The sequence below is a fragment of the Candidatus Palauibacter australiensis genome (assembly GCA_026705295.1).
Lineage (GTDB): Bacteria > Gemmatimonadota > Gemmatimonadetes > Palauibacterales > Palauibacteraceae > Palauibacter > Palauibacter australiensis.
On record JAPPBA010000129.1, the window covers coordinates 21,560 to 46,701 of the forward strand.

Annotated in this window: 23 protein-coding genes; 3 read left to right on the forward strand and 20 right to left on the reverse strand. The window is 68.8% G+C overall.

What is annotated here, in order from left to right; genetic code table 11:
- Window positions 1-6 precede the first annotated feature (6 nt).
- The 5 genes from OXN85_10140 to OXN85_10160 form a co-directional block, all read right to left on the reverse strand.
- Window positions 7-999, reverse strand: coding sequence for an ROK family glucokinase (locus OXN85_10140; protein ID MCY3600312.1), 993 nt, complete (start codon window positions 997-999; stop codon window positions 7-9).
- A gap of 65 nt (window positions 1,000-1,064) precedes the next feature.
- The gene (lepA, locus tag OXN85_10145; GenBank protein MCY3600313.1) at window positions 1,065-2,879 is read right to left on the reverse strand and encodes a translation elongation factor 4; all 1,815 of its coding nucleotides are present in this window, start codon (window positions 2,877-2,879) and stop codon (window positions 1,065-1,067) included.
- On the reverse strand, window positions 2,876-3,649 hold the full coding sequence (locus OXN85_10150) for an MBL fold metallo-hydrolase (protein MCY3600314.1): 774 nt from the start codon (window positions 3,647-3,649) through the stop codon (window positions 2,876-2,878). The genes lepA and OXN85_10150 overlap by 4 nt, the downstream gene beginning before the upstream one ends.
- A gap of 41 nt (window positions 3,650-3,690) precedes the next feature.
- A complete protein-coding gene (gene pyk / locus OXN85_10155) occupies window positions 3,691-5,139 on the reverse strand; it encodes a pyruvate kinase (protein MCY3600315.1) in 1,449 nt (482 codons plus the stop codon).
- Between the two features lie 33 nt (window positions 5,140-5,172).
- Window positions 5,173-5,502 carry a hypothetical protein gene (locus OXN85_10160; protein MCY3600316.1) on the reverse strand — a complete coding sequence of 110 codons (330 nt, stop codon included), beginning with the start codon at window positions 5,500-5,502 and terminating at the stop codon, window positions 5,173-5,175.
- 333 nt (window positions 5,503-5,835) lie between these two features.
- Here OXN85_10160 and rpsU point away from each other — a divergent pair, with 333 nt between their 5' ends.
- Window positions 5,836-6,036 carry a 30S ribosomal protein S21 gene (rpsU, locus tag OXN85_10165; protein MCY3600317.1) on the forward strand — a complete coding sequence of 67 codons (201 nt, stop codon included), beginning with the start codon at window positions 5,836-5,838 and terminating at the stop codon, window positions 6,034-6,036.
- Between the two features lie 38 nt (window positions 6,037-6,074).
- Here rpsU and ispG read toward each other — a convergent pair whose 3' ends face one another.
- From ispG to murQ, 6 genes are all read right to left on the reverse strand, one after another.
- Window positions 6,075-7,292, reverse strand: coding sequence for a flavodoxin-dependent (E)-4-hydroxy-3-methylbut-2-enyl-diphosphate synthase (gene ispG / locus OXN85_10170; GenBank protein MCY3600318.1), 1,218 nt, complete (start codon window positions 7,290-7,292; stop codon window positions 6,075-6,077).
- Window positions 7,293-7,375: 83 nt separating this feature from the next.
- Window positions 7,376-10,015, reverse strand: coding sequence for a vitamin B12-dependent ribonucleotide reductase (locus OXN85_10175; protein MCY3600319.1), 2,640 nt, complete (start codon window positions 10,013-10,015; stop codon window positions 7,376-7,378).
- 351 nt (window positions 10,016-10,366) lie between these two features.
- Window positions 10,367-12,100, reverse strand: coding sequence for a Na+:solute symporter (locus tag OXN85_10180; GenBank protein MCY3600320.1), 1,734 nt, complete (start codon window positions 12,098-12,100; stop codon window positions 10,367-10,369).
- Window positions 12,097-13,557, reverse strand: a complete 1,461-nt coding sequence (locus OXN85_10185; protein ID MCY3600321.1) for a hypothetical protein — start codon at window positions 13,555-13,557, stop codon at window positions 12,097-12,099. The genes OXN85_10180 and OXN85_10185 overlap by 4 nt, the downstream gene beginning before the upstream one ends.
- Window positions 13,554-14,681: an anhydro-N-acetylmuramic acid kinase gene (locus OXN85_10190; protein MCY3600322.1), complete on the reverse strand. Its 1,128-nt coding sequence runs from the start codon at window positions 14,679-14,681 to the stop codon at window positions 13,554-13,556. Before OXN85_10190 ends, OXN85_10185 begins: the two co-directional genes overlap by 4 nt.
- Complete coding sequence (murQ, locus tag OXN85_10195; protein MCY3600323.1) at window positions 14,678-16,117, reverse strand: N-acetylmuramic acid 6-phosphate etherase; 1,440 nt, start codon at window positions 16,115-16,117, stop codon at window positions 14,678-14,680. The genes OXN85_10190 and murQ overlap by 4 nt, the downstream gene beginning before the upstream one ends.
- A gap of 153 nt (window positions 16,118-16,270) precedes the next feature.
- Here murQ and OXN85_10200 point away from each other — a divergent pair, with 153 nt between their 5' ends.
- The gene (locus OXN85_10200; GenBank protein MCY3600324.1) at window positions 16,271-16,993 is read left to right on the forward strand and encodes an endonuclease III; all 723 of its coding nucleotides are present in this window, start codon (window positions 16,271-16,273) and stop codon (window positions 16,991-16,993) included.
- Window positions 16,994-17,025: 32 nt separating this feature from the next.
- Here the strand turns inward: OXN85_10200 and OXN85_10205 are convergent, their stop codons facing one another.
- A complete protein-coding gene (locus OXN85_10205; GenBank protein MCY3600325.1) occupies window positions 17,026-17,784 on the reverse strand; it encodes a hypothetical protein in 759 nt (252 codons plus the stop codon).
- A 102-nt stretch (window positions 17,785-17,886) separates the two neighbouring features.
- On the opposite strand from OXN85_10205, the gene OXN85_10210 reads away from it, so the two are divergent.
- The gene (locus OXN85_10210) at window positions 17,887-19,668 is read left to right on the forward strand and encodes an ABC transporter ATP-binding protein (protein ID MCY3600326.1); all 1,782 of its coding nucleotides are present in this window, start codon (window positions 17,887-17,889) and stop codon (window positions 19,666-19,668) included.
- Between the two features lie 26 nt (window positions 19,669-19,694).
- On the opposite strand, the gene speB is transcribed toward OXN85_10210, so the two are convergent.
- The 8 genes from speB to OXN85_10250 all read right to left on the reverse strand — a co-directional run bounded on the left by speB (window position 19,695) and on the right by OXN85_10250 (window position 25,066).
- On the reverse strand, window positions 19,695-20,558 hold the full coding sequence (gene speB / locus OXN85_10215; GenBank protein ID MCY3600327.1) for an agmatinase: 864 nt from the start codon (window positions 20,556-20,558) through the stop codon (window positions 19,695-19,697).
- Between the two features lie 77 nt (window positions 20,559-20,635).
- The gene (locus tag OXN85_10220) at window positions 20,636-21,037 is read right to left on the reverse strand and encodes a transcriptional repressor (protein MCY3600328.1); all 402 of its coding nucleotides are present in this window, start codon (window positions 21,035-21,037) and stop codon (window positions 20,636-20,638) included.
- Window positions 21,038-21,150: 113 nt separating this feature from the next.
- On the reverse strand, window positions 21,151-21,600 hold the full coding sequence (locus OXN85_10225) for a hypothetical protein (GenBank protein MCY3600329.1): 450 nt from the start codon (window positions 21,598-21,600) through the stop codon (window positions 21,151-21,153).
- A gap of 136 nt (window positions 21,601-21,736) precedes the next feature.
- On the reverse strand, window positions 21,737-22,771 hold the full coding sequence (locus tag OXN85_10230; GenBank protein ID MCY3600330.1) for a bifunctional oligoribonuclease/PAP phosphatase NrnA: 1,035 nt from the start codon (window positions 22,769-22,771) through the stop codon (window positions 21,737-21,739).
- Window positions 22,768-23,385 carry a dephospho-CoA kinase gene (gene coaE, locus OXN85_10235; protein MCY3600331.1) on the reverse strand — a complete coding sequence of 206 codons (618 nt, stop codon included), beginning with the start codon at window positions 23,383-23,385 and terminating at the stop codon, window positions 22,768-22,770. Before coaE ends, OXN85_10230 begins: the two co-directional genes overlap by 4 nt.
- 73 nt (window positions 23,386-23,458) lie before the next feature.
- Entirely contained in the window at window positions 23,459-23,818 is a 360-nt protein-coding gene (locus tag OXN85_10240; GenBank protein MCY3600332.1) for an iron-sulfur cluster assembly accessory protein, read from the reverse strand.
- 91 nt (window positions 23,819-23,909) lie between these two features.
- A complete protein-coding gene (locus OXN85_10245; protein MCY3600333.1) occupies window positions 23,910-24,821 on the reverse strand; it encodes a PHP domain-containing protein in 912 nt (303 codons plus the stop codon).
- Window positions 24,818-25,066 (reverse strand): hypothetical protein, encoded by a 249-nt coding sequence (locus OXN85_10250; GenBank protein MCY3600334.1) that lies wholly within the window; start codon window positions 25,064-25,066, stop codon window positions 24,818-24,820. The genes OXN85_10245 and OXN85_10250 overlap by 4 nt, the downstream gene beginning before the upstream one ends.
- Window positions 25,067-25,142 lie beyond the last annotated feature (76 nt).

Here is a 25,142-nt window from a genome sequence, read left to right on the forward strand (position 1 = left end):
GGTGACTCAGAGGGGTCCGAGCCGCGCGACGCGGAACACGGCGGCGGCACCGATCACTCCCGCGAGGCCACCGAGTTCGGTGCGCACGATCCGGCACGCCTCGGCCGCCGGCTGCAACGCCCGCTTCCTGACCTCACGCCGCAGGGGATCGAAGAGGTGCTTGCCTGCGCGCGTCACGCCCCCGGAAACCACAATCATCTCCGGGTTGAGAATATTGATGAGGTTCGCGAGGCCGGTCCCGAGATACCCCGCCGTCTCGCGCATCACGTCGGCGGCATATTGGTCGCCCGCCACGATGGCATCGGATACGGCTTCGGCCGTAACCGCGCGCAGGTCGCCGTCCACGAGATCCAGAAGCATGCTCTCGGCGCCCGCCTTCAGTCCTTCCACCGCGCGGGCCGCGATCGCGGGCCCGGAGGCGTAGGCTTCGAGGCAACCGTAGCTGCCGCACGCACACTTCCGGCCCGTGGAGTCGATCGTCATGTGTCCGATCTCCGCGGCCGCGTCCGAGGCCCCGTGGTAGAGTTCGCCGTCGAGTACGATGCCGCCTCCGATCCCCGTCCCCAGGGTGATGCCCACGAGGTTGTCGACCCCGCGCCCCGCGCCCCGCCACCACTCGCCGAGCGTGGCGGCGTTCGCGTCGTTGTCGAGTTCAGCCTCGAGTCCGGTTCCCTTCGCGATCAGGTCGCGGAGCGGAAAGTTGCGCCACCCGAGATTCGGCGTCTCGATCACGGTCCCCGTCTCGCGGTCCAGCGGCCCGGGCGCCCCCATCCCGACCCCGACGATCGCGTCCTCCCCGAATCCGCCCTCGCGCGCGGCATCGCGCGCGACCTCGCGGATCATCGACACGATCCGGTCCACGACGAATTTCGCGCCGATGTGGGCGTCCGTGGGCAGGGTACGCACGCCGAGCACGGTGCCGCCGTCCACCGGGACGGCGCCGACGTTGATCGTGGTCCCACCCAGATCGACACCGATGATGTGCTTTCGTCCGCTCACATTCCCTGCCCGCTCCGAGCTGGTGGCACTACCCACCGCCGACCGCGCCCAGGAGAATCATAGCACTAGTCGCTTTCGACCTGCAGGACGGCGAGAAAGGCCTCCTGGGGGATCTCGACGCTCCCCACCTGCTTCATGCGCCGCTTCCCCTCCCTCTGTTTCTCGAGGAGCTTCCGCTTTCGCGTGATGTCGCCTCCGTAGCACTTGGCGGTCACGTTCTTGCGCAGCGCCTTCACCGTAGTCCTCGCGATCACGTCCCGCCCGATCGCGGCCTGGATCGCCACGTCAAAGAGTTGCCGCGGGATGAGTTCCTTGAGCTTGCGGGCCATTTTCTGCCCGAAGTCGTAGGCCCGGCTCCGGTGCACGATGACGCTCAGCGCGTCCACCGGCGCCCCGTTGAGGAGGATATCCAGCTTCACCAGGTCCGAGCGCTCGTGGCCCGTCACTTCGTAGTCGAGCGAAGCGTATCCGCGAGAGACGGACTTCAGCTTGTCGTAGAAATCGAGCACGATCTCGCCCAGGGGCATCGAGTACGAGATCTCGACCCGGGTGGGATCCAGGTACTGAAGGTCGACGTACCGCCCGCGCCGGTCGTGGCAGATCTTCTGGATCGCGCCGATGTAGTCCGCCGGCGACACGACGCGAACCCGGACGAAGGGCTCCCGCACCTCGCTGATGTGGACGCGGTCCGGCATCTTCGACGGGTTTTCGAGCTGGATCTCGTCGTCGTTCGTGAGCGTCACCTGGTACTCCACGCTGGGCAGCGTCGTGATGAGGTCGACGCCGAACTCGCGGTCCAGCCGCTCCTGGACGATCTCCAGGTGGAGGAGGCCCAGGAAGCCGCACCGGAACCCGAAGCCGAGCGCGCCCGATGTCTCCGGCTCGTAGTGAAGGCTGGCGTCGTTCAACTGGAGCTTTTCGAGCGCCTCGCGAAGTTCCTCGAACTGGTCGGAGTCCGTCGGATAGAGGCCGGCGAAGACCATCGGCTTCGCTTCCCGGTAGCCGGGGAGGACCTCGGCGGCGCGGTCTCCGGCGTCCAGCACCGTGTCGCCGACGCGCGTATGGCCCACGTTCTTGATCTGGGCGGTAAGGTACCCGACCTCCCCGCAACGGAGGGCGCCGGTGCGCTCGAACCCGAGACGCATGAAACCGACCTCGTCGACCTCGTAGACCGCTTCGTGGCGTCCGAACCCGATGCGCATGCCTTCGCGCAGTTCGCCGTCCATTACGCGCAGCATGGGCATCGCGCCACGGTAGCGGTCGTACTGGGAGTCGAAGATCAGCGCCCGCAGCGGCGCCCCGGGGTCTCCGCGCGGGGGCGGGACGCGCTCGATGATGGCGTCGAGAACCGCGTCGACCCCCGCCCCCTCCTTCGCGGAGGTATGGATCGTCGAGGCCGGGTCCACGCCGAGCAACTCCGATATCTCCACCGCCACGCGCTCCGGGTCGGCCGCCGGGAGGTCGATCTTGTTGATGACGGGGACGACCTCGAGGTCCGCCTCCAGCGCGAGGTAGAGGTTCGCAAGGGTCTGCGCCTCGATGCCCTGAGTGGCGTCGACGACGAGGAGGGCGCCCTCGCAGGCGGCAAGACTGCGGCTCACCTCGTAGGCGAAATCGACGTGACCCGGAGTGTCGATGAGGTTGAGCTGATACTCGACGCCGTCCCGGTAGCCGTAGGCCATGCGAATCGCGTTGAGCTTGATCGTGATCCCACGCTCCCGCTCGAGTTCCATCGAGTCGAGGACCTGCTTCCGCATCCGGCGCGCGTCCACCGCGCCGGTACGCTCGAGCAGCCGGTCGGCAAGCGTCGACTTCCCGTGGTCGATGTGCGCGATGATGGAGAAGTTCCGGATGCGCTCCGTGCTCGGGGGCGGGGTCACAGCTCCACCACCAGTCCGTCGTACGCGGGCGCCACGCCGGCCGGGAGGCGCCGCTCGATCTCCTCGTGTCTCGTCCTGTGGGCGATGTGCGTGATGTACGTGCGGCCCGCCCCGAGTCGACGTGCCGTCGCCACCGCTTCCTCCATGGAGAAGTGTCCGGGGTGCGGGTCGCCGAACCAGAGCGCGTTCGTGACGAGAACGTCGACGCCGGCGAATACCTCCATCGCGTCCTCGGGCACGGACTTCGCGTCGATCAGGACCCCGAGCCCGCCGAGGCGGAACCCGTAGCTGCGGTACGCGCCGTGCGGAAGTGCAACGACCTGGAGCGGGAGCCCGCCGGGCTCGATGACGTCGCGGTCGTCGAAGAGCGTCAGATCGAGTCGGGGCACCGCGGACCCGGGCTGGGGACGGGCGTCGCCCCAGATATAGGAGAAGCGACTCCGGATCCCGGCGTCGAACTCGCGCGCCACGTACAACGGGATGGGTCGGCGCTGCCGCAGCGAAAAGATCCGCAGATCGTCGATGCCGTGCGTATGGTCCGCGTGCTCGTGCGACAGGAAGACGGCGTCCAGCCGCTCGACACCCGCCCGCAGCAGCTGAAGCCGGAGTTCAGGCGGCGTGTCCACGAGGAGACGGGTCCCGCCCGTCTCGATGAGGAGTCCGTGGCGCGTGCGTCGGTCCCTGGGGTCCGGCGAGCGGCAGGTCTCACAGTCGCAGCCGATTACCGGAACCCCGAAGGAAGTGCCGGTGCCGAGAAAACGGACTCTCACGGGCCGGGCGTCAGTGGCGGATCAGTGGCGGAAGCGCCGGATCACAACTCTTCGACGCGCATCATGTTGGTCGTGCCGGGGACGTGGAAGGGGACTCCAGCCGTCACCACGAAACGCTGCCCCTCCTCGCCCATGCCCAGTTCGAGTGCCACATCCCGGGCCTTGTCGAGCATGCTCGAATAGCTGATGCCGCCGTGGAAGAGGATCGGCTGCACACCCCACACGAGCGCCAACTGGCTGTACGTCCTCCACTGGTCCGTGATCGCCAGGATCGGTACGGAGGGACGCTGCGCCGACACGATGCGGGCCGTATAGCCGCTCTGCGTGAACGTCACGATGAACGGCGCGCCCACGCGCTCGACCGCGATGAGCGACGACGCCGCGATCGCTCCCGACGTGGTCTGCTGGATCTTCGAGAAGCCCTCCACCTGCTTGCCCGCCCGCCCGGTCCGTCCCAGCCTCTCGTGCTCGATACGACGGATGATCCGGTCCATCGTGCGGACGGCCTGCACCGGATACCCGCCCGCGGCGGTCTCGGCCGAGAGCATCACCGCGTCGGTGCCGTCGAGCAATGCGTTCGCGACGTCCGACACCTCCGCCCGCGTCGGCTGCGGGCTCTCGATCATCGACTCGAGCATCTGCGTGGCCGTGATCACCGGACGCGCCCGTTCCTGCGCCAGGCCAATGATCCGCTTCTGGATCATCGGCACTTCCTCGTAGGGCAGCTCCACGCCGAGGTCGCCCCGCGCAACCATGACGGCGTCGCTCAGAGGCAGGATCTCCCCCAGGTTCTCCAGCGCCTGCGATTTCTCGATCTTCGCGATGAGCAGGCACCCTCGGTCCATCTTCTGGCGGGTCGTCTCGAGGTCGGAAGGCTGCCGCACGAAGCTCAGCGCGAGGTAGTCGATGACCTGTTCGACGGAGAACTCGATGTCCGCGATGTCCTTCTCGGTCAGCGCCGGCGCCCCGACCCGCACGCCCGGGAGGTTGATCCCCTTCTGCGACCTGAGTACCCCGGCACTGAAAGCCACGGCCGAGACCCAGGGCGGGTCATCGGAGACTTCCCGGACCGCGAACTCGAAGTGGCCATCGTCCAGCAGGATCCGGTTGCCGGGCGCGACCTCCTCGGCCAGCTCCGGGTAGGTGGTCGGAATCTGTCGGCGCGGGGAGCTGCCGGCGGGGGCGTCGTCGCCTTCGGGGAAGAACCAGTATGTCCCTTCGGGCTCGATCTCGAGCTGGTCGCCGGGCAGATCGCCGACCCGGATCTTCGGTCCCCCGAGATCTCCGATGATCGCCACCGGCCGGCCGACATCCCGGGCCACATCCGAGATCCTCCGTACCAGGCCGGCGGCGCGGTCGGTCGGGGTATGCGTGAAGTTGATGCGGGCTGCGTCGGTGCCGGCTTCAATCAAGTCGTGGAGCACGTCCGGATCCCAGGAGGCGGGTCCGATCGTACTGACGATCTTCGCTCTGCGGAAACCTGCGCTCATCCGTGGCCCAAACGGCGTGGGAGGCCACGGTTCCTATCCAGGCAGCCGGCCGGCCTCCGAGAGATCGGGTCGGTGGGCTACGATCCACTCGTGCATGTGCTGCAGCTGGCCGAGCGGGAGCCCCTCGAGGGATTTCACCTGCAAGCCCGGGATGATACAGGCGGCGGCACGGCGGAGAAAGTAAGCGCGCTGGCGGCGGCGCTGTTCCGGGTTGAGGCTCGTTCCGCCGGGGATGTCCGGTATCGGCTCCATGAGGCGGCGGTAACTGTAGACTTCGCGGGCGGAGAACTCGGCGGGGATCAGATAGGCGTGACCTTCGAGTTCGAGGGTGCCGTCGGATGAGATGGCGACGGGACCTGCCATGTTCAGCCTCCTTACGTCTTACGTAGCAGCCAGAGACGCAAAAGACCGTGCCGCCGGAAGGTCGGACAATCTCCACGATTCCCCTTCATCCCAGCCGCACGGTCCTCGGGCTTCCAGAACCTACTATAGGCTTGAACGTGCCTTCGATGCAAACACTCCGCCCCGGTCTCCGCGTCCGTTGCGACCCCCTGACGCCACCCGGGAGAGGACCGGGCCCCCGACCGGGCGCGGGCGGGACAGGCGGGATATTTGACGCGCCGCCGCGAGAGCCGCTAAACTTCGGCCCCGTTGTGTCTACGGGCCGTCAGAGTTGCCCTGTCAGGAGGCTTACACTTGCAGTACACGCTACGCGACAACGAGGAACTCGATCGCGCGCTACGGAAATTCCGCCGCAAGGTTCAGCGAGCCGGGATCTTCCGTGATATCAAGAAGCACCGGTTCTACGAGAAGCCGAGCGAGGCGCGTCGTCGCAAGATGAAGGCGGCGGAACGCCGTCGGCGTCGGCGCCGGCGTCGCCAGAAGGCCCGCCGCTAGCCCGACGCACGCCGCCGGTCGCCGGTCCTCCCGCGGTCTCAGGAAAAGCGGCGTTCGACGTACCCGTCGAGAATCTGCAGGAACTCCTCCACAATCCCATCGCCGCGCAGCGTCGAATGGTGCTTGCCATCGACGTAGACGGGCGCCGTCGGCGCCTCGGCCACCCCCGGCAGCGAAATGCCTAGGTCCGCGTGCTTCGACTCGCCGGGCCCGTTGACCACGCACCCCATCACGGCCACCGAAAGGTCCTCGACGCCGGGGTAGCGCTCCCGCCAGGCCGCAAGACGATCCGCAATGTGGCCTTCGACATCGAGCGCCAACTGCTGGAAGAAGGTGCTCGTCGTCCGTCCGCAGCCGGGACAGGCCGTCACCTGAGGCTTGAAGCTCCTCAACTCGAGCGACTGCAGAAGCTGCTGCGCGATCCGAACCTCTTCGGTCCGGTCGGCGCCGGGTTCGGGCGTCAGCGACACGCGGATCGTATCGCCGATCCCCTCGGAGAGCAGGATGGCGAGGGCGGCCGACGACGCGACCGTGCCCTTCCGCCCCATCCCCGCCTCCGTGAGTCCGAGGTGCAGCGGATAGAGACACTGGGATGCGAGGTCGCGGTACACGGTCACGAGATCCGGCACGCGCGACACCTTCGCGCTGAGCACGATCCGGTCGGGCGCGAGACCGAGGCTTTCCGCGGCTTCGGCGGACGCCAGCGCGCTCTCCACGATCGCGTCGAGCATCACCTGGTGCGCATCCAGCGGTTCCGTGCGGCGCGCGTTCTCATCCATGAGCCGGGTCAGGAGTATCTGGTCCAGCGAGCCCCAGTTGACCCCGATGCGGACCGGCTTGTCGTGCTCGATCGCGCAGCGGACGATCGTCGCGAACTGCTCATCGCGCCGCTTTCGGCCGACGTTTCCCGGGTTGATGCGAAACTTGGCCAGGGCGGCGGCACAGTCGGGATGGCCGGACAGGAGAATGTGGCCGTTGAAGTGGAAGTCTCCGACGAGCGGGACTTCGATGCCCTGGCCGGAAAGCTGTTCCGCGATCCGCGGCACCGCCCGGGCGGCACGCGGCGTATTCACCGTGATGCGGACGATTTCCGAACCGGCCTCGTGGAGTGCCCGAACCTGATCCGCGGTGGCCGCCACATCCGCCGTATCGGTGTTCGTCATCGACTGGACGACGATGGGATGGGCACTGCCCACCCGGACGCCTCCGATATCGACGGATTTCGTCCAGCGACGCGAAGAAGACGGAGTGTTCAAGGGCTTCCCCCGGCGGTTCGGTGCGCGGGCGGCCAAGCGCCGATCCAACCCCCGAATCTACTGCCGCGGGCGAACCTGTGGCGTCAGCCGCACTCGCTGTAGCCGCAAGCGTAGCACTTTGCACAGCCTTCCTCAAAAGCGAGACTGCTGCCGCACTCCGAGCACGTTCCGAGGAAGAGCCGGGCCGCCGACTCCTGGTAACGCTCGATCACCGGGCGTTGCGCCGACCGCGCGCCCCCGTTCGTGTTCTTTTTCCGGGCGGTCTCGACGTCCTCGATGGGGAGCGTCTGCTGAATCCCTTCCTTCTCCTCGAGGTAGCGTTCGATGACCTGAGCGATCGCGTCGGGGCCGGAGAGCACCTTGCTCGCCCCGAGTCCGACGGCCCGGTCGGAGGAGATCCCGCGCAACTGCTTGTGCACATCGCGTAATGAAATCCCCGAGCGCAGGGCGAGCGAACACAGCCGTCCGATGGCTTCCGCATCCGCCATCGCCGCCCCTCCCGTCTTGCCGAGGGCGACGAAGACCTCGAACGGGCGCCCCTGATCGTCCTCGTTGATCGTCACGTACATCGTACCCAGCGGCGATTCGATCTGCCGGGTGTGACCCCGCAGGACGGCAGGCCGTTGCCGCCTCTCGACGCGGCGCATTCTCGAACCTTCGAGTTCGGTGATCCGCCGCTCCTTCTGCTCGACCGCATTCTCAAGCTTCCGGTTGTGCGCCTGCAGTTCGCTGTTCTGCGCCTCCGCGGCGGCGAGCCGGGTCAGCGTGTTCGCGAGATCTCCGGCCAACTCGGGCTCCACATCGACGGCTTCGAGCTGGACTCCGTCCGCCGCGATCGCCGAACCGCTCTCACTCGTCTGACGCTGGACATCCTTCGCCGTGCTGCCCGTCGACAGCACCTGCTCGTCACGCGACCCATCGCGGTAGACGGTGACCCCCTTGCACCGCAACTCGTACGCCATCTCGTAGATCTTGCGCACGTCCTCCTCCGTGGCGGTCGTCGCAAAATTGCACGTCTTCGAGATGGCGGAGTCGCAGTGCGCCTGAAATGCCGCCTGCATGCGAATGTGCTGCTCGGGCGGAACATCGTGCGCCGTGACGAAGATCCCCTGGACATCCCCCGGCACTTCATCGAAGTGGATGTGGCCCTCGTCGGCGATGCGCTGCATCAGCTCCTCCGAGTACCAACCCCCTTCCTTCGCACGGCGCACGAAGTCCGGATTCACATCCGGCATCAGCACGCCTGCCTGATTCCTCATGAATGCGACCGCGAACAGAGGTTCGATACCGCTTGAACACCCCGCAATGATCGAGATGGTCCCCGTGGGGGCGACCGTTGTCAGATTGCAGTTGCGGAGCCGGCGCTCGGGGCGGATCCGCTGGCCGTCGGCGTCACGGGCGCATGTCTCGTCGGGACCCCAGATCGATCGCTCCCACTCGGGGAAGACGCCGCGCTCGGCGGCGAGCCGTTCGGATTCGACCTTGGATTCCTCGTCGACGAACTCCATCAACTCGCGCGCGAGTTCCACGGCGCGCTCGGAACCGTAAGGTTCGCCGATCCTCACGAGCATGTCGGCCCATCCCATGATCCCGAGACCGACGCGGCGGATCCGCTGGGACAGATCTTCGATCTTCGGGAGCGGGTAGCGGTTGGCATCGATGACGTTGTCGAGAAAGTGGGTCGATTCGTGGACGGCGCTGCCGAGCCCGTCCCAGTCGATCCGACCCTGATCGTCGACGAAGTATCCGACGTTGATCGAGCCGAGATTGCATACGTCGTAGGCGAGCAGCGGCTGTTCGCCGCAGGGGTTCGTGGCTTCGTAGTCGCCGAGGTGCGGGACCGGGTTGTAGCGGTTCGCCTCGTCGATGAAGAAGACCCCGGGCTCGCCGTTCCGCCACGCGCTGGAGATGATGCTCGAGAACACCTCCCCGGCATTCAGCTGACCTACGATATCGCCGGTTCGTGGGCTGATGAGATCGTAGTCCGAGCCCGCCCGGACCGCCGCAATGAAGGCGTCGGTGACGCCGACCGAGATGTTGAAGTTCGTAATCCGGGTCTTGTCCGCCTTGCACTCGATGAAATGGCGGATGTCCGGATGATCGACGCGCAGGATGCCCATGTTCGCGCCCCGCCGCGTGCCGCCCTGCTTCACGGCCTCGGTCGAGGCGTCGTAGACCTCCATGAAACTGACCGGGCCGCTCGCCACGCCCATCGTCGACTTGACGACGTCACCGGACGGACGCAGGCGACTGAAGCCGAACCCGGTGCCGCCGCCGCTCTGATGGATAAGGGCCATGTCCCGCAGCGTCTCGTAGATGCCGTCGAGGCTGTCCGGCACGGGAAGCACGAAGCACGCGGAGAGTTGCCCGAGCGGACGCCCGGCGTTCATGAGCGTGGGGCTGTTCGGCTCGAAGATGCCGTCGGCCATCAGGCGATAGAAGCGCTCCGTGCGTTCGAGGACCGCCTCGTCCGTCGCCCCGTAGCAGCCATCCTGCGACGCGACGACATCGGCCACGCGCCAGAAGAGGTCGCGCGGTCCCTCGATGGGCTCGCCATGGTCGTTCTTCTTCAGATACCTGCGCGCCAGCACCGTCCGCGCGTTCTCGGCAAGTTTCGGCTCGGCGAGGTCGGCCGGCCTGGCATTGGATCCCACCCGCATCTCATCCCGTACCCGGGCGCTCGTCGACGCGCCTTCCCGCACCGCCACATCCGGTGGATTCATTGCCGCCCCCGCCTTCCTGTTCTCGACCGTCCACAACTTATCCGCGGAAAAAACCGGCTTCGGCCGGGACCCGACGACCGCGCGAGTCGAATGCCGGCCTAGGCCGGGAAGCTTGACGGGCGCGGAGATCGACATGTGTCCCGCGCCCATCGTTCTGGTTCCTTCGTATCCGGTCGCTGTGGATCGTCGGGCGGTTTTCCACGACTCCACAGCTTTTCCACACAAAATCCGTGTTTTTCCACACGCACCGCTATATGTGGTGGCCTTCAGATGATAACTACACCATATGTTGTGGTCAAGCCGGGAAACGTCGGCGAAGGGGACTGCCGGCAGTCCGTGGCCAACCCCGCGTCAGAGCTGGGCGGGCCGTCGGATACGCAGGATCCAGAGCCCTGCACCGCCCAGAGCGGCGACACCGGCGGAAAGGGCGGCAGTCCGCGGCTCGAGCAGCAGCATGGCTCCGAGGGCGAACATCGCTCCGAACAGGAGAAGCGTCGCCCCGGCCGTCCGCAGGAGCGCTTCGCGGAGCGGAAAGTCGGGAGAAACGCCCGCGCGCTCGCGGATCGCGCGCCAGCCCGGCCCTGTGGGCCGCACTCGTCGATAGAACTCCAGCAGGGTCGCCTCGTCCTCCGCGCGCGTGAACCACATCACCGGCAGCCAGACCGCCGCCGAGCCGAAGGCGGTCAGTGCGAGCCGCGTCCCGAACTCCATCGCACCGAACGCCGGAAGATAGGAGCACAGCGCGATGGCGAAGCCGGCAAGCATGGAGGCGAGTTCGGCCCACGCGTTCACCCGCCACCAGAACCAGCGCAGGATGAGCACCGCACCGGGCCCCGTGCCGATGGCGATCATGAAACGAAAGAGCGCCCCGATGTCATCGGCGAAGAACGCCGCCGCCGTCGCGACCGCGACGATGCAGACGGAAGCGAGCCGGCCCAGCAGAACGAGTCGCGCAGCCGAGGCGTCCGGGTCGACGAAGCGGGCGTAGAGGTCGTTCACAAGGTAGCTCGCGCCCCAGTTGATCTGCGTCGAGACGGTCGACATGAAGGCGGCGAAGAACGACGCGACGACGAGCCCCAGGAGGCCGGCGGGAAGGTAGCGCAGCATGAGCATCGGGTATCCCAGATCGGGATCGGCCAGATCCGGAAAGACGACGACGGCCACGAGTCCGACGAGCACCCAGGGCCACGCGCGGACCACGTAGTGAAGCCACACGAACCACCATGCGGCGCGCTCGGCGTCCGCTTCGGTGCGGCAGGCGAGGAGACGCTGCACGAACTCGCCCCCGCCATCGGAGCGGCGGAAGGCCCACCACTGTATGCCGAGGTAGGCGAGGAAGGTCCCGAACGGGAGAGCCTCCGACCCCGGCCGGGGGACCATCCGCAGCGCATCGCTCCGCCCCGCCGCCGCGAGTTGAGCCTTGAGTTCCGCGATCCCCCCGATCTCCGCCAGGGCGAAGGCGGCCACGAGAATGGCTCCGAAGAGCGCGAGAAAGAACTGAAAGAAGTCCGTCGCGACGACACCCCACAGCCCGGCGATGCTCGCGTAGGCGAGCACGAAGATGGAGAGCGCCACGACGGCCCACAGGCGCTCGTCTCCCGGCATCCAGCCGGACAGGTCCGGGAGGAGGCCGAGAGCCTCGACGACCTTGCGCATGGCCAGCATCACAAAGCCGATCGAGATGCAATTGATCGGCACCGCGAACAGAAAGGCGCGCGTGGCCCGCAGGACGGCAGCGGGGCGGCCGCCATAGCGGAGTTCCGTCAGTTCCACGTCCGTGACGATCCCGGCGCGGCGCCACAGACGCGCGAAGAGGTAGATGAGCAGGAGGTGGGAGAGGCCGAAGGACCACCATTCCCAGTTGCCGGCGATGCCCCGCCGCGCGATGAGGGCCGAGACATAGAGCGGCGTATCCACGGAGAAGGTGGTCGCGGCCATTGACGTGCCTGCGAGCCACCACGGCAGCGCGCGGCCCCCTACGAAGAAGTCGACGATACTCCCGCGGGCCCGGCGCGAGAGCCACAGGCCGACGCCGAACGTGAGCGCAAGGTAGATCGCGACGATCCACCAGTCGGCCGGACTCAACGATCCGCCCCGCCGGGCCGCGGGCGCGCCGCCGCGCCGACCGCGAAGCGCAGCCAGTCCGCGGCGGCCCGTTCCATCACCGTCTCGGTGGACCACGCGCAGATGCCGGGGACGCCGAGCACATCGAGCCAGCGGCGGTGGCCGAGCAGCACGACGAGGCCGCGGCGGGCCGAGCGGACGAGGGCGCGCGTCCGCCCAACGACTTCGGGCGCGGGCGCGCCCCGGCCCTTCCAGCCGCGCGGCGTCGCGGCGAGCACGACGATGCACTGTCCGGCATCGGAGCTGTCCGTGACCCGCCAGCCGGCCGCGCGCAGGCCGTCGGCGATGATCGTACCCAACGCTCCGGCGCGGCCGGCCGGCGGCCCGACGTCCGGGTCGTCCGACACGCCCACGACCCGCGTCGGCAGCTGCGGCGTCCAACCGCGCAGGACCTCCACATCCCCCGCGATCGTACCCCGGGCGAACGCGACCGGCTCGAACTCCGGCCGCGACGCCGGGGCGGAGGGCGGGCAGTTGCGGGCCGAACGGTTCGAGGCCTCCGCCAGCCGGGCGGCAAAGAGCGGGTCGTCGGCGGCCCGCGCCAGCGACGCGACCGTCGCCTCGACATCCGTCGGATAGCAGATGAGATCGCACCCCGCGGCGACCGCCTCGACGGCGGCGCTCGCATCGTCGGGGCCGGCGCCGCCCATGATCATGGCGTCCGTGGTCACCACCCCTTCGAAGCCCAGCCGTTCACGAAGGAGTCCCGAGACGATGTTCGGCTCCACCGTCGCCGCGCGCCGGCCGCCGAGCGCCGGATACGCGACGTGCGCCACCATCACGCTGGCGACCCGGTCCGCCGCGGCCTGGAAGGGCGCGAGGTCTTCCTCGAGCAGCTCGGCGGGGGCATCGATGGAGGGGAGTCCGATATGCGAATCCTCAGTCGTCCTGCCGTGACCCGGAAAGTGTTTCGCGCACGCCGCGGCTCCGGCGGATTGGCAGGCGTCGATCCAGCGGACACCGAGATCTCCGACGTGCTGCGGGTCCGCGCCGAAGCTGCGCGTGGCGATGATCGGGTTGTCGGGTTCCGCATCCAGATCGAGCACCGGCGCGATCACCCAGTTGATCCCGACGGACCGCGCTTCCCGGGCCGTGACACGACCCGCCACCGCGACGGCGTCTCCCGGATTCGGCCGCGCCGCGAGCGCGGCGGGAGGCGGCAACTCGATCAGCCCCCGGATCTGCTGACCCGCGCCCCGTTCGAGGTCCGCGCCGATCCACAGCGGCCGCGCCGCATCGTCGCGGATCCGTTCGACCAGGCGGCCGACGCGGTCCGCTTCGCCGCCGAACAGGATGAACCCGCCCACGCCGAGGGCGAGCGCCCGGTCCGCACGCCGCTCCACTTCACCCGGCGACCAGCGATCAAGCCGCAGCGCCTCGATGACGACCCGGGCGGGGTCCACGTCGGACCGGGTCACGCGGCGGTACGTACTCCGAGGAGGCGGGGACCGCGCGCACCCGTGGCCCACGGCGCGTTGGCGGGATACCCGAGCACATGCTGTCTCGCCAGGAGCGCGAAGGCCACGGCCTCGCGGGCGTCCGCGTCGAGGCCGAGGGCGGAGAGATCCCGGACGGGCACCGGATCCAGCAGTTGGTCCAGTCGCGATGCGAGGACCGGGTTCCGGGCTCCGCCGCCGCCGAGATAGCACGCCGCGGGCGGCTCCTCGATCCATCGGTAGGCGTCCGCGATCGTGCGCGCGGTGAGCTCCGTCAGGGTGGCGATCGTGTCTTCGGGCGAAAGCGCGGCGTGTCTCCGCAGCCATTCCAGCAGCCGGTCACGCGAGAAGCGCTCGCGCCCCGTCGACCGGGGCGGAGGCCGGCTGAAGAAGGGGTCGCTCAGCCAATCGGAGAGCGCGGCTTCGCTCGCGACGCCGCGCCGCGCCATCTCTCCGTCGAGATCGAAGCGGGATCGCCCTTCCGTAAGGAGCTCGACCGCCCCGTCGATGAGCACGACCCCTGGGCCGGTGTCGTAGGCCTGCGGCGTCGCCCCGCTGGATTCGGCCGGGAGCGCCGTCACGTTGCCAATTCCGCCGATGTTCTGAATCGCGCGCGATTCCGGTGCGCGGAAGAGGAGCCAGTCGGTGTAGGCCGTGAGCGGCGCGCCTTCCCCGCCCGCCGCCACGTCCCGCACGCGGAAGTCCGACACTACCGAACACGAGGTGCGCTCGGCGATGACCGCAGCCTGGCCGAGTTGCAGCGTCGACCCTCCCCGGGCGCCCTCGGGAGGCTCGTGCCACACGGTCTGGCCGTGGCTGCCGATGGCTTCGACATCGGCCGGCCCGACCGAGGCGGAAGCCAACGTTCGGTTCACGGCCGCGCCGATTCGCTCGCCCAGCTCGAAGTCGAGCGCGCAGATCGCCGCAGCGCTCCCCGATGTGATGGCCCTGGCGATCCGTCCGCGCGCGGCGCGGTCGTAGCTCTCCGTCTCGAAGGCGACGACGCGCCAGTCCGCCGGCCGCTCGCCGTCACCCGCCGTCTCGACGACGGCGACGTCGATGCCATCCAGCGAAGTGCCCGACATCACACCGATCCAGAGCGTCACGCGTCCGCCTCGGCCAGCAGCGCCGGGTGCACGCGCTCGCGCAGCCTCGTTTCGTGCGCGGCGTCGTGTTGCGAGACGCCCCGCAGAAACTGATACAGCGTCAATGTCTCGGGGCCGACGCGGGCGCGACGAGCGAGGGCCGCCGCGAGCGGCTCCGGACCATCGGCCACCGCGGCCACCGTGACGGCCCTTTCCGCCAAGAAACCGGCGATCCCGGTCTCGAAGCCGTGTTCGCGCGGGTGGGCGCCCGCCGTCCAGTCCCCGAATACCGGGAGGGTCCCTCCCGGATCGCCGGCGAGCCACCGCTCGACTCGCGGGCGCACGGCGCTCCGCTCGAACTCCGCCAGGTGCGCGGCGTGCTGTCCCGGCGTCCACGCGGTTCGACGCGCGGCGATGCGCTGCCCCTTCGCTTCGGCCGCCACTCCCGCGGCGCGCGCGGCGGCGAGACGAGCCGGCGCGGCGCTCAGCCGCGCGAGCAGCGCCGCGCCGTCGGGTCGGCCCGGCGCCGCCGGGTAGCCGCCGTAGCAGGGACGCTCCGGGCCGCCGAAGCGCTCGACCGCGACACCCAGGAAGCCGTCCGCGCAGTCGAGGTATCGCTCGGCCAGCGCGCGGTCGACGCCCAGCGCATGCATCGCAAGCGCCGTCTTCACCGAGCCGTCCGTACGGATCAGCGCGCGGCGCGCTTCGCCGCGCGACGCCCCCGTGAGCGTAACGAAAATGCGGAGCCCGCGGTCGACGAGTTTCGCGGATCGCGCGCGCAGGTCGACCATGAGATTCTCGAACACGCGGCCGCTCCGGATCATCGCCCCGGTGGTGATCGTGTTGAGCACCAGCTTCGTCGCCGTTCCCGCCTTCATGCGGGTCGAGCCGGCGATGACTTCGGGCCCGACGAGCGGCAGAATGAGGTGGTCCGCGAGTTCCGCGATCTCCGCCGGCGGCGCGGTGCAGCCGAGAAACGCGGTCCCCGCTCCACGCGACGCGGCCTCCGCCAGCGCCCCAAGGACGTACGGCGTGGTCCCCGATGTCGCGATCCCGAGCACGAGATCCGCGGGCAAGACGCCGAACGCCCGGACCGCCTCGGCCCCTCCGCTCCGGGAATCCTCCGCCCCCTCGGCGCTCCGCACGAGCGCGCTGGAGCCCCCCGCAATGATCGCCTGCACGAGGCCCGGGTCCACGCCGAACGTAGGCGGACACTCCGCCGCATCGAGCACGCCGAGTCGGCCACTCGTCCCGGCCCCGACGTAAACGAGACGCCCGCCGCGACGGAAGCGTTCCACCACCTCATCGATGACGCGTGCGAGCGCATTCGCCTGCGAGGCGACGGCCTCCGGCACCGCGCGATCCTCCGCCTGTATCGTACGGACGATCGTCGCGCTGTCCGCACGATCGATGGCGCGGGTACGCGGGTTGCGGCCTTCGGTCAGGCGGGGATCCAAGCGTCAGGTCCTCACGAGCCATGCGGTTCGTTGCTGGAGTTCGCGGTGTTCGGGCGCGTATTCTGTTTCTGCAGGCGCCAACGTAGAGGGTTCGCCCGGGGGGCGGGAGTCGCACCGGTTCTGGCAGTCCGCGGCAAGGGAGAGACGACACACGTGAGTTCAAACCCTCAGACGACGCGGAGCCCCGGGACCGACCTCGTCCTCAGGCGCCTTTCCGAGCGCTTCGCCGTCCCCGACAAGCCTCGCCTCGCCCCTCTGGACGAACTCGTCCTCACGATCCTCAGCCAGTCGACGACCGACGAGAACCGGGATCGCGCCTGGCGAACGCTCGCGGCGCGGTATCCGGCCGAAGACGTTGGAGAGACGGCGGGCGGTGCGTCTCCCGCCGGGCCGATCTCGTGGGAATCCGTGCTTCGAGCCAGGCCGGCCGAGCTCCACGACGCCGTGCGCGTCGCCGGCCTCGCGAACCAGAAAGCGCCGGCCATCCACGCCGCTCTCGAGCGACTCCGGGACGAGGTGGGGCGGATCACGCTCGACCACCTCGAGGGAATGGACGATGAGGAGGCGATCGCCTATCTCACGACCTTCCGGGGTGTCGGAGTGAAGACTGCCGCGTGCGTGCTCTGCTTCTCGCTTCGCCGGCCCGTGCTCCCGGTCGATACGCACGTCCTCCGGATCGCTCGGCGTCTCGCATGGGTCCCGCCGCGGGCTTCGGCAGACCTGACCCATACCGCCCTGTCGCGGACCGTCGCGCCCGCCGAGCGCTTCCGCATGCACATGCTGCTCATCACGTTCGGCCGTTCGCTCTGCCGCGCCAGATCCCCGCGCTGCGGGGAATGCCCTCTCGAGCCCGAGTGTCCCAGAATCGGTGTCTGACGGGGCGCGCTCGCCGCCGTCGGCTTCCGTCCTCAGATGTTCGGAAGTCCGAACACCAGGGGCTCGTCCAGCCTCAGCCTGAGGATCGTCCCGACCGGGAGCGCCAGCCCTGTTCCATCGACCGCGAGCAGGATGGCGGAACCCTTTACGGCTCCTGCCGCAGCGCCCGCGACGGCGCTCCGACGGCCGCCCGCGAGGACGCGGCCCAGATTCAGCCGGGCTGCTCCTCCAGCCGCCGCAGTGCCTCCCAACCTCGGCATGACCTCCACCACCGACGCCGATATGGGCCAGGATTGTCCGTTGAAGAAGACATCGACGAAGTGGACTTTCACCATCACGCGTCCGACGTCCCCACCGCCTTCATCGCCTTCCCCGTCGTCGGCTGCGGTCTCGACCGCGGTGATCTCGCCATTGATCAGCGAGTTCAGCGGCACCTGGACCATGTCGTTCTCGATCAGTGGCCGCGTCACCCCAAACTTCAGGACGTCCCCGGACCGAAGGTCGCCCGTCCGGATCGGATCGATGAGTTCGACCTCGAGTTCCGCGCCGGCCTGCACCGTCACCATCGTGTAGGTCATCTCCGGCGCGCCGCCCGGCTCGGACACCGCCCCCGCGGCCACAGGCGCAGCCGGCGCTCGCCGCACAGGTGACGCGGGCGGCGCGTGCTCCGCGGAGGCGTCGTTCGCATCCGCGCCCCCCTCCGCCCCCGGGCCGATTTCCGGCGCGCAGCCCGTGACCATCGCGGTCATCCCGCCGAGCGCAACGAGAATCGCTGACGTTGTCCGTTCCATCCTGTTCCTTCCCTCGTGTCGTTGTACGGCCCGCAACCCGCACATACGTTCGAACGGTGCGCCCCGCAGAATAAACGCCCGGCCGGCTCCCGCGGAGACATCTTGAGATCGCTCAGAGCGCTGCTACCCTACTTCCGCCCGTACCGCCTGGGCATCGCGGCCGGGCTTACGCTCGTGATCGTGAGCAACCTGTTCACGGTCGCTGGCCCATGGGTGCTCAAGATGGCGGTCGACGCGCTTGAAAGGGAACTGCGCTCCGACCTCATCCTGCGCTACGCTCTCGTGCTCACGGCGATTTCCGTTGTCGCCGGCGCGACGAGATTCTGGATGCGCAAGCTCCTCAACGGGCTGAGCCGCCGCATGGAGACGGATATCCGGAGCGCCCTCTTCGCGCACCTCCTCAGCCTCCCGCCGCAGTTCTTCGACGCCTGGCGGACCGGCGATCTCGTGAGCCGTGCGACGAACGACGTGCAGGCGGTCCGCATGGTCGCGGGGCCCGCGATCATGTACGCGGTGAACACCGCCACCGTCGCGACGCTGGCGCTCGGGCTCATGATCTGGATCGATCCCATGCTCACGCTCTGGGCGATGATCCCGATGGTCGTCCTCCCCCCCATCGTGTTCATCTTCGGGCGACAGATTCATGAGCGCTTCGAGAGGATCCAGGCCCAGTTCTCGGAGATCTCCAACTTCGCCCAGGAAAACCTGTCGGGGACCCGCATCGTGAAGGCGTACGTGCGCGAGGAGGCTCAAGCCAAACGTTTCGAAACCCTCAACCGCGACTACAAGTCGCGCAATCTCTCCCTCGCCCGCGTGTGGGGGCTGTTTCATCCGTCGCTCATGTTCTTCACCGGCGTCGGCGCGGTCGTCGTACTGTGGTTCGGAGGCGGACAGGTCGTCCGCGGCGCCATCACCCTCGGCGATTTCGTCGCCTTCTCCTTCTACCTCACGATGCTGATGTGGCCCATGATCGCCCTCGGCTGGGTCACGAACCTGTTCCAGCGCGGCGCCGCCTCGATGGGCCGCCTCAACGCACTGTTCGACATCGTTCCCGAGGTCCGCGACCCGGAGTCGCCGGTGTCGCTCACGTCGGTGCGGGGCGCGCTGGAGTTCGACGACGTTACCTTCCGCTATCCGGGGACGGAGCGCGATGTGCTGCGGGACATCTCCTTCCGTATCGAACCCGGGCAGACGGTCGCCATCGTTGGCGCGACCGCGAGCGGAAAATCCACGTTGGCTGCGCTCATCCCCCGTCTCTACGACGTGACCGCGGGGACGATTCGTCTGGACGGCGTGGATATCCGGGAACTCGACCTGGGTTCGCTGCGCGACTCGATGGCCTTCGTGCCGCAGGAGCCGTTCCTGTTCAGCATGCGGCTGAGAACGAACATCGAACTCCTGCGCGGAGAGAAGGATGGGGGGGAGCCGGTCTCGGACGAACTCCGCAGCGCGCTCGCCGTGTCGCAGCTGGCGAAGACGCTGGCCGTCCTTCCCGACGGGATCGACACGCGCCTGGGCGAACGCGGCATCAACCTCTCCGGCGGACAGAAGCAGAGGGCCACGCTGGCCCGGGCGGTCCACCGCGACGCGCCGGTGCTCATCCTGGACGACGCCCTGTCGGCGGTGGATTCGGAGACGGAAACCGCGATCCTGGAGGCGCTGCGGGAATACATGTCCGGGCGCACATCCATCATCGTATCCCACCGCGTGTCGGCGGTGCGCACGGCCGACACGATCCTGGTTCTGGACGATGGACACCTCGTCGAACGCGGCAGGCATGAAGATCTGATCGCGGCCGACGGCGCCTACGCGCGCCTGCTTCGCCGCCAACTCGTGGCGGAGGAACTCGAGCGTATCGAGCAACGGCGGGTCGCAAGCGCCTGACCGTCACGGCGGGGGCCCGGCCGGGGTTACCGGTGCTCCGACCAGAACCCGATCATCTTGTAGGCAAGCTTCGCGGCGGTGAAGGCCGAGGCCTCCTCGCCCCGCCGCGGGGCGAGTTCCACGATGTCCGCGCCCACGACGTTGCGCTCGCCGAAAACGCGGGAGAGCAGATCCAGCGCGTCCCACCAGCTTCCGCCCCCGGGCTCCGGCGTGCCGGTGGCCGGCATCAGCGACGGATCGAAGAAGTCGACGTCGAAGGTGATGTAGACGTTCTCTCCCAGCGCCTTCACCGCCCGCTCGACCCAGCCCGCCCGGCGCATCTCGTGCGCGTACACGACCTCGACCCGGTGTTCGCGGATGATGTCCCGCTCCTCCCGCGTGAGCGCGCGGATCCCGACCGCCACGATATCCGCCGCATCCGCCCGGTTCCCGCCGTCCGGCCTGTGCTCGAGTACGCGGCGCATGACGCAGGCATGATTCCACGGAGAGTCGTGGTGGCGATCCCTCAGGTCGGTGTGCGCATCGAACTGGAGAATCGTGAGGTCGCCGCCGAGCCGGTCCGCCCACGCGACGGCCGGAGCGCTGGAAATCGAATGTTCCCCGCCCAATCCGATGATGAACCGGTCCCCGGCGGCTTCGAGCAGGTCGTCGTACAGGGCCCGCAGCCTCGCGATCGCGGGCTCCGGGCCCACCGTGCCGAGGTCGATGGACGGGAGCGTGCACACGCCGATTTCGTACGGCTCGCGGTCCAACTCCTCGTCATACCACTCGATGTAGCGGGACGCCTCGATGATCGCGGCCGGACCGTCGCGCGTGCCCGTCCCCCAGCTCGTCGTCGCTTCGTAGGGGATGGGGAGGATGACGGCGCGCGCCGCCTCCCAGCGGCACAGCTCAGGCGAGAGATCAAGAAAGTTGTGGCGGTCCGTCCAGGCGTGCTCCGCGAGACTGCGGGGCAGATCTGCCCCGTTCAGTGCAGGCAGTCGGGGCAGTAGCCCTCCAGCTCGAGCCGGTAGCCGACGACGTTGAACGGCGTCATCTCGGCCAGACCCTCCATCCAGTCGCGCGGCCGCAAGCCTTCGATGTCCTGAACGCGGTCGCAGGAGAGGCAGCGGATATGTTCGTGATCATCCGTTCGGCCATCGTAGCGCGCCGGTCCCACGCCGAGCGAGAGCTTGCGCGCGACCCCACAGGTCACGAACGCCTCGAGCGCCTTGTAGACCGTGGCGAGGCTGATGTCGGGAATCCGCTCGCGCACCGAGGTGAACACGTCGTCCGCCGTGGGATGCGAGGACGTGCCGGAGAGCACGCGGTACACGGCCGCGCGCTGGATGGTAAACCGGTGTCCACCGGCTTCCAGAGCACGACGCAACTCTTCTCGGGACACGCCTCGGCGTGGAGCTTCGGGAGGGCTCACTTAACCACTACACCGTCGGAAACAGGCCATCTTTCGGCCTTCGCGGCCGATGCTCACGTCCGCGGAAGCTAACGACCCTGTCCGTCGGGATCAACGGAGGCATCCGCTTCCCGCGACTGCTCCAGGAGAGCTTCCCAACGCGCGCCGTCGCCCTCGATCGGTATGTGACGGACGGCCGCGGGCTGTCCAAGACGCCGCTGCAATCCGGCCACCAGGCCAGGCACGCGGTTCGCCGGCGCCCGTCCGTGCTCCACGACGACCTGGTGGGAGGGCGTGCCGTTGGCGGGGATCATGCGGGCGCTGTAGAGGGCGCGCCCGCCGCCCTCGAGGATGCTCGTGAAGAGGAAGAACTCGGAAGACTCCTCGACCTGGGGGAGCGGCGGAAACAGCCACACATCTGCGATGCGGGGAGGAGGGATGCGCCGACTGAGGTCGCCGAGCCGAGCCGCGCGAGAACCCGGATCATCGATGACCCCGTTCCCTGTGTGCGGCATGTCCTTCGTGACTTTCGCGTCCATCGCACCCTCCCCGCCGAATCCCCACCCCGAGCCCCGTCACGGGCAGCCCCGAACGCACGGCACCTCCGCAACATACGCCGAACTCCCGGATCGAGGCAATCCGAAAGAGCCCGTCCACACGCCCGGCCGGTCGCTGCTACCGGTCGTTGCTCGAGGCGACGGCCGCCTCCACGAGCGGGCGCAACGCGTCGAGGACGACCCGTACCGCCTCGTCGAGATCGAGTTCGATGAGGACGCCGGAAGCCTTCGCGTGTCCGCCGCCGCCGAGGAGTTGCGCGACGCCGGAAACGTCCACCTCCCCGTTCGAACGCAGCGACACCTTCGTCCGACCGCGCGCGAGGCCGCGGAAGAGGAGTCCGACCTCCATTCCCGCGAGCCGGCGCGGGAATTCGACCAGACCTTCCATGTCCTCGCTTCGCGCACCCGTCCTCGAGAGGGCCCGGCGATCCAGCGCGATCCAGGCGATGGGGGCGCGAGGATCAACTTCCAGACCCTCGAGAGCCAGCCGCATGAGGGCCAGCCGCCCCCGGCTGTACACGCCGTACAATTCACGAAACAGCGCACCCGTATCCACCCCCGCCGCCAGCAGTTCGCTCGCGATCGCGTGCGCGCGCGGTGACGTGTTCGAGAAACGGAATGAGCCGGTATCCGTCGAAATCGCCGTGTAAAGGGCTTCCGCCTCCGTCCGCGTCAATCCCACGTCGTCGAGGGAAAGCAGGTCATAGACCAGTTCGCCCGTTGCGCAGGCGGAGGAGTCGCGGATCGCCGGTCTCACGAGCGGAGACCCCACGGGCGGGTGATGATCGATCAGGACGCCTCCCGTCCGCTTCGCATGCTCGGGGAGGCCGCCGAGACGTTTCGGTTCGGCGGTGTCGAGGATGGCGATCGTGTCGGCTCCGTTCAGCGGGTCGGCGGCCGCCGGGTCCTCCTCGACGAGCGCCGGAATGTCCCTGAGGAGGAACCGGAGCGAGGGCGGCGGCCGGCTCGGGGTGACGATCGTGGCTTCAGCTCCGTGTCGCAGCAGCCGGGATGCGAGCGCAACCATGCTGCCGATGCCGTCGCCATCGGGGTTCACGTGGGTTGTGAGCACGACGGACGAGGCGCCGCGCAGGCGGCGCCGGATCGCGTCGAGCGCCTCCGCGCGAGCCGGCGACATCGGGGAGGCGGTCAAGACCCGCCCCCGCCGGCCGCCCGCAGGATCTCCCGCCAGAGTCGGCGCGCGGCGACTTCCAGTGCTTCGGCATCGCCCCGATTGTCGAGCACGCGGTCGGCCCGACGCCGTTTCTCCGAAGCCGCAAGCTGCGCGGCATCTATGGCGGCGAATTCCGCCGCGGTCCAGCCCCGGGACCCCAACGCTCGCGCCTCGCGCACCGCTCGCGGCGCATCCACGACGACGATCATGTCGTAGTCATCTTCCAGGCCGACCTCGAACAGGAGGGGGATTTCCTCGACGATCACGCGCGCGCCAGCCGCCGCCGCTTCGGCGATTCGGCGGGCCCGGAGTTCGCGGATTCCGGCGTGCGAGATCTCCTCGAGGCGTTCGCGGGCCTGTTCGTCGGCGAAGGCCGCATCCCGGAGCGCGGATCTGTCGATGGCTCCGTCGGGGCCGATGACCCCGCTACCGAACGTTTCGCGGATGCGGGCGTGTGCGGGGGAACCCGGATGCACGACCTCGCGCGCAAGTTCGTCGGAGTCGATCACGGTGGCGCCCCGGTCCGCCAGGTTGCACGCCAGCGTGCTCTTGCCGGCGGCCACCGTCCCGGTCAGTCCCACGCGAAACGGCATCGCGCCGTTCATCCGCTTGCCCGCGCTTTCGGGCGACAACTCGAGGGGCACGGTCGGCGAGCGCCGGGTCGCGCTAGACGGCGAAGGAGGTCCCGCAGCCGCAGCTCCCGGTCGCGTTCGGATTCTCGAACGTGAACCCCGTGCCCTTGAACGAACTGTGGTATCCGATGGAGAGGCCCGCCAGGTACTGCGCGCTGAACGGATCGATGACGACGGACACCCCCTCGGACTCGAAGGTGAAATCGTCCTCACGCACCGAGGTGTCCATGTCCAGCCCGTATTCGAAACCGGAGCACCCGCCCGGAATCACGCTCACCCTCAGCACCGTCTCGGCGTCCGTCCCGGCCTGGAACTCCCTGACCTTGTCGGCCGCCTCAGGCGTCAGCGTGACGATCGGTTCGGCCGACCGCGTGGCCTCTGCTATTTCGCTCATACCGCCCTTGCCTGCATGGCTTCGGTACTCAGCGCGTCGGATTCCCGGCGCTGTCCGTCCCCTTCAAGATAACCGACTCCGTCACTTCTCCCTAGCGAGGCCCGGCCGCAGCCCCTCGGGCGGGCCGCCGATCCGCCTGTCGGCACGACCGCCGGCCGATCTCTTCCATCCACCGCATGGGTACATGCGCCCACCCGGGAACCCCCCTTCGGCCGGCGTCGGGTCCGTGCCAGTCCGAGCCGCCGCAGCGGAGCAGGCCGAGTTCGCCGGCCAGGGCGTCCATGCGGCTCTGCACGGCGGGAGGATTCGCGGGGTGGACGACCTCGACGCCATCCAGACCCTCGCTCGCCCAGCGGCGGACGTCGTCCTCGCCGTGCATCCTGCCCGGGTGGGCGAGGCAAACGACACCGCCCGCCGCGTGCACGCAATCGATTACAACTTTCGGGGGCGTCGGTTCCTTGCCGATGTAGGCGGGACGACCACGCGAGAGGTAACGCCGGAACGCCTCGTTGATATCGGCGGCCGCACCGCAGGCCACGACGGCCCGGCCGACGTGGGCCCGGGTCGGAGCCGCGGCGCCCGTCTGGAGTTCGACGTCTCTCCAGGTCACGTGCGCGCCCGCTGCCTGCAGCTTCTCGACGATCTCGCGCGCGCGCCGCAGCCGATCCTCGCGGTAGCGGGAGAGGAAAGCCTGCAGGCCGGGATCGGCCGCCTCGAACCCGTATGCCAGGAGGTGCACGGATCGGCCGGGTTCGTTCGCCGACAGCTCCGCCCCCGGCAGGAAGCGGAGCCCGAGTGCCCGCGCCGCCGTCTCCGCCTCGGCAAGTCCCTGCGTCGTGTCATGGTCCGTCAGCGAGAACCCGTCGAGACCGGCCTCCGCCACCGCCCGGGCCACGCCGGCGGGCGCGACCGTTCCATCGCTGGCGGTCGAGTGCATGTGCAGGTCGACGCACGGGCCTGTTCCGGGCCCGGGGACCGTCCGTCCGGCGATGGGAACGTTCACCGACTGTAGGTCGGATAGTCCCGGGGAATCCCCATCGAACGGGAGGCTTCGAACAGGCTCCGGAGTTCCTCCTCCGGTATCTCCGCCGGGGTTTCGCTCTCACCGTACCGATCCGGGTCCAGGCGAACCACGCGGTAGGGGCGCTGGTCGGTGCTCTGGCAGAAGAACACGACGACGCGCGCTCCATCCTCCTCGGCGAGTTCCGCCCGCCACACGTCTCCCTCGGCCTTGATTCTCATGCTCACGCGTTCATCGTCCGTTATCCGGTTCGTCGTCCTTCGGGGCGGCGCTGCGGGCTCGGGCGCGGCATGCGGGCCCGGG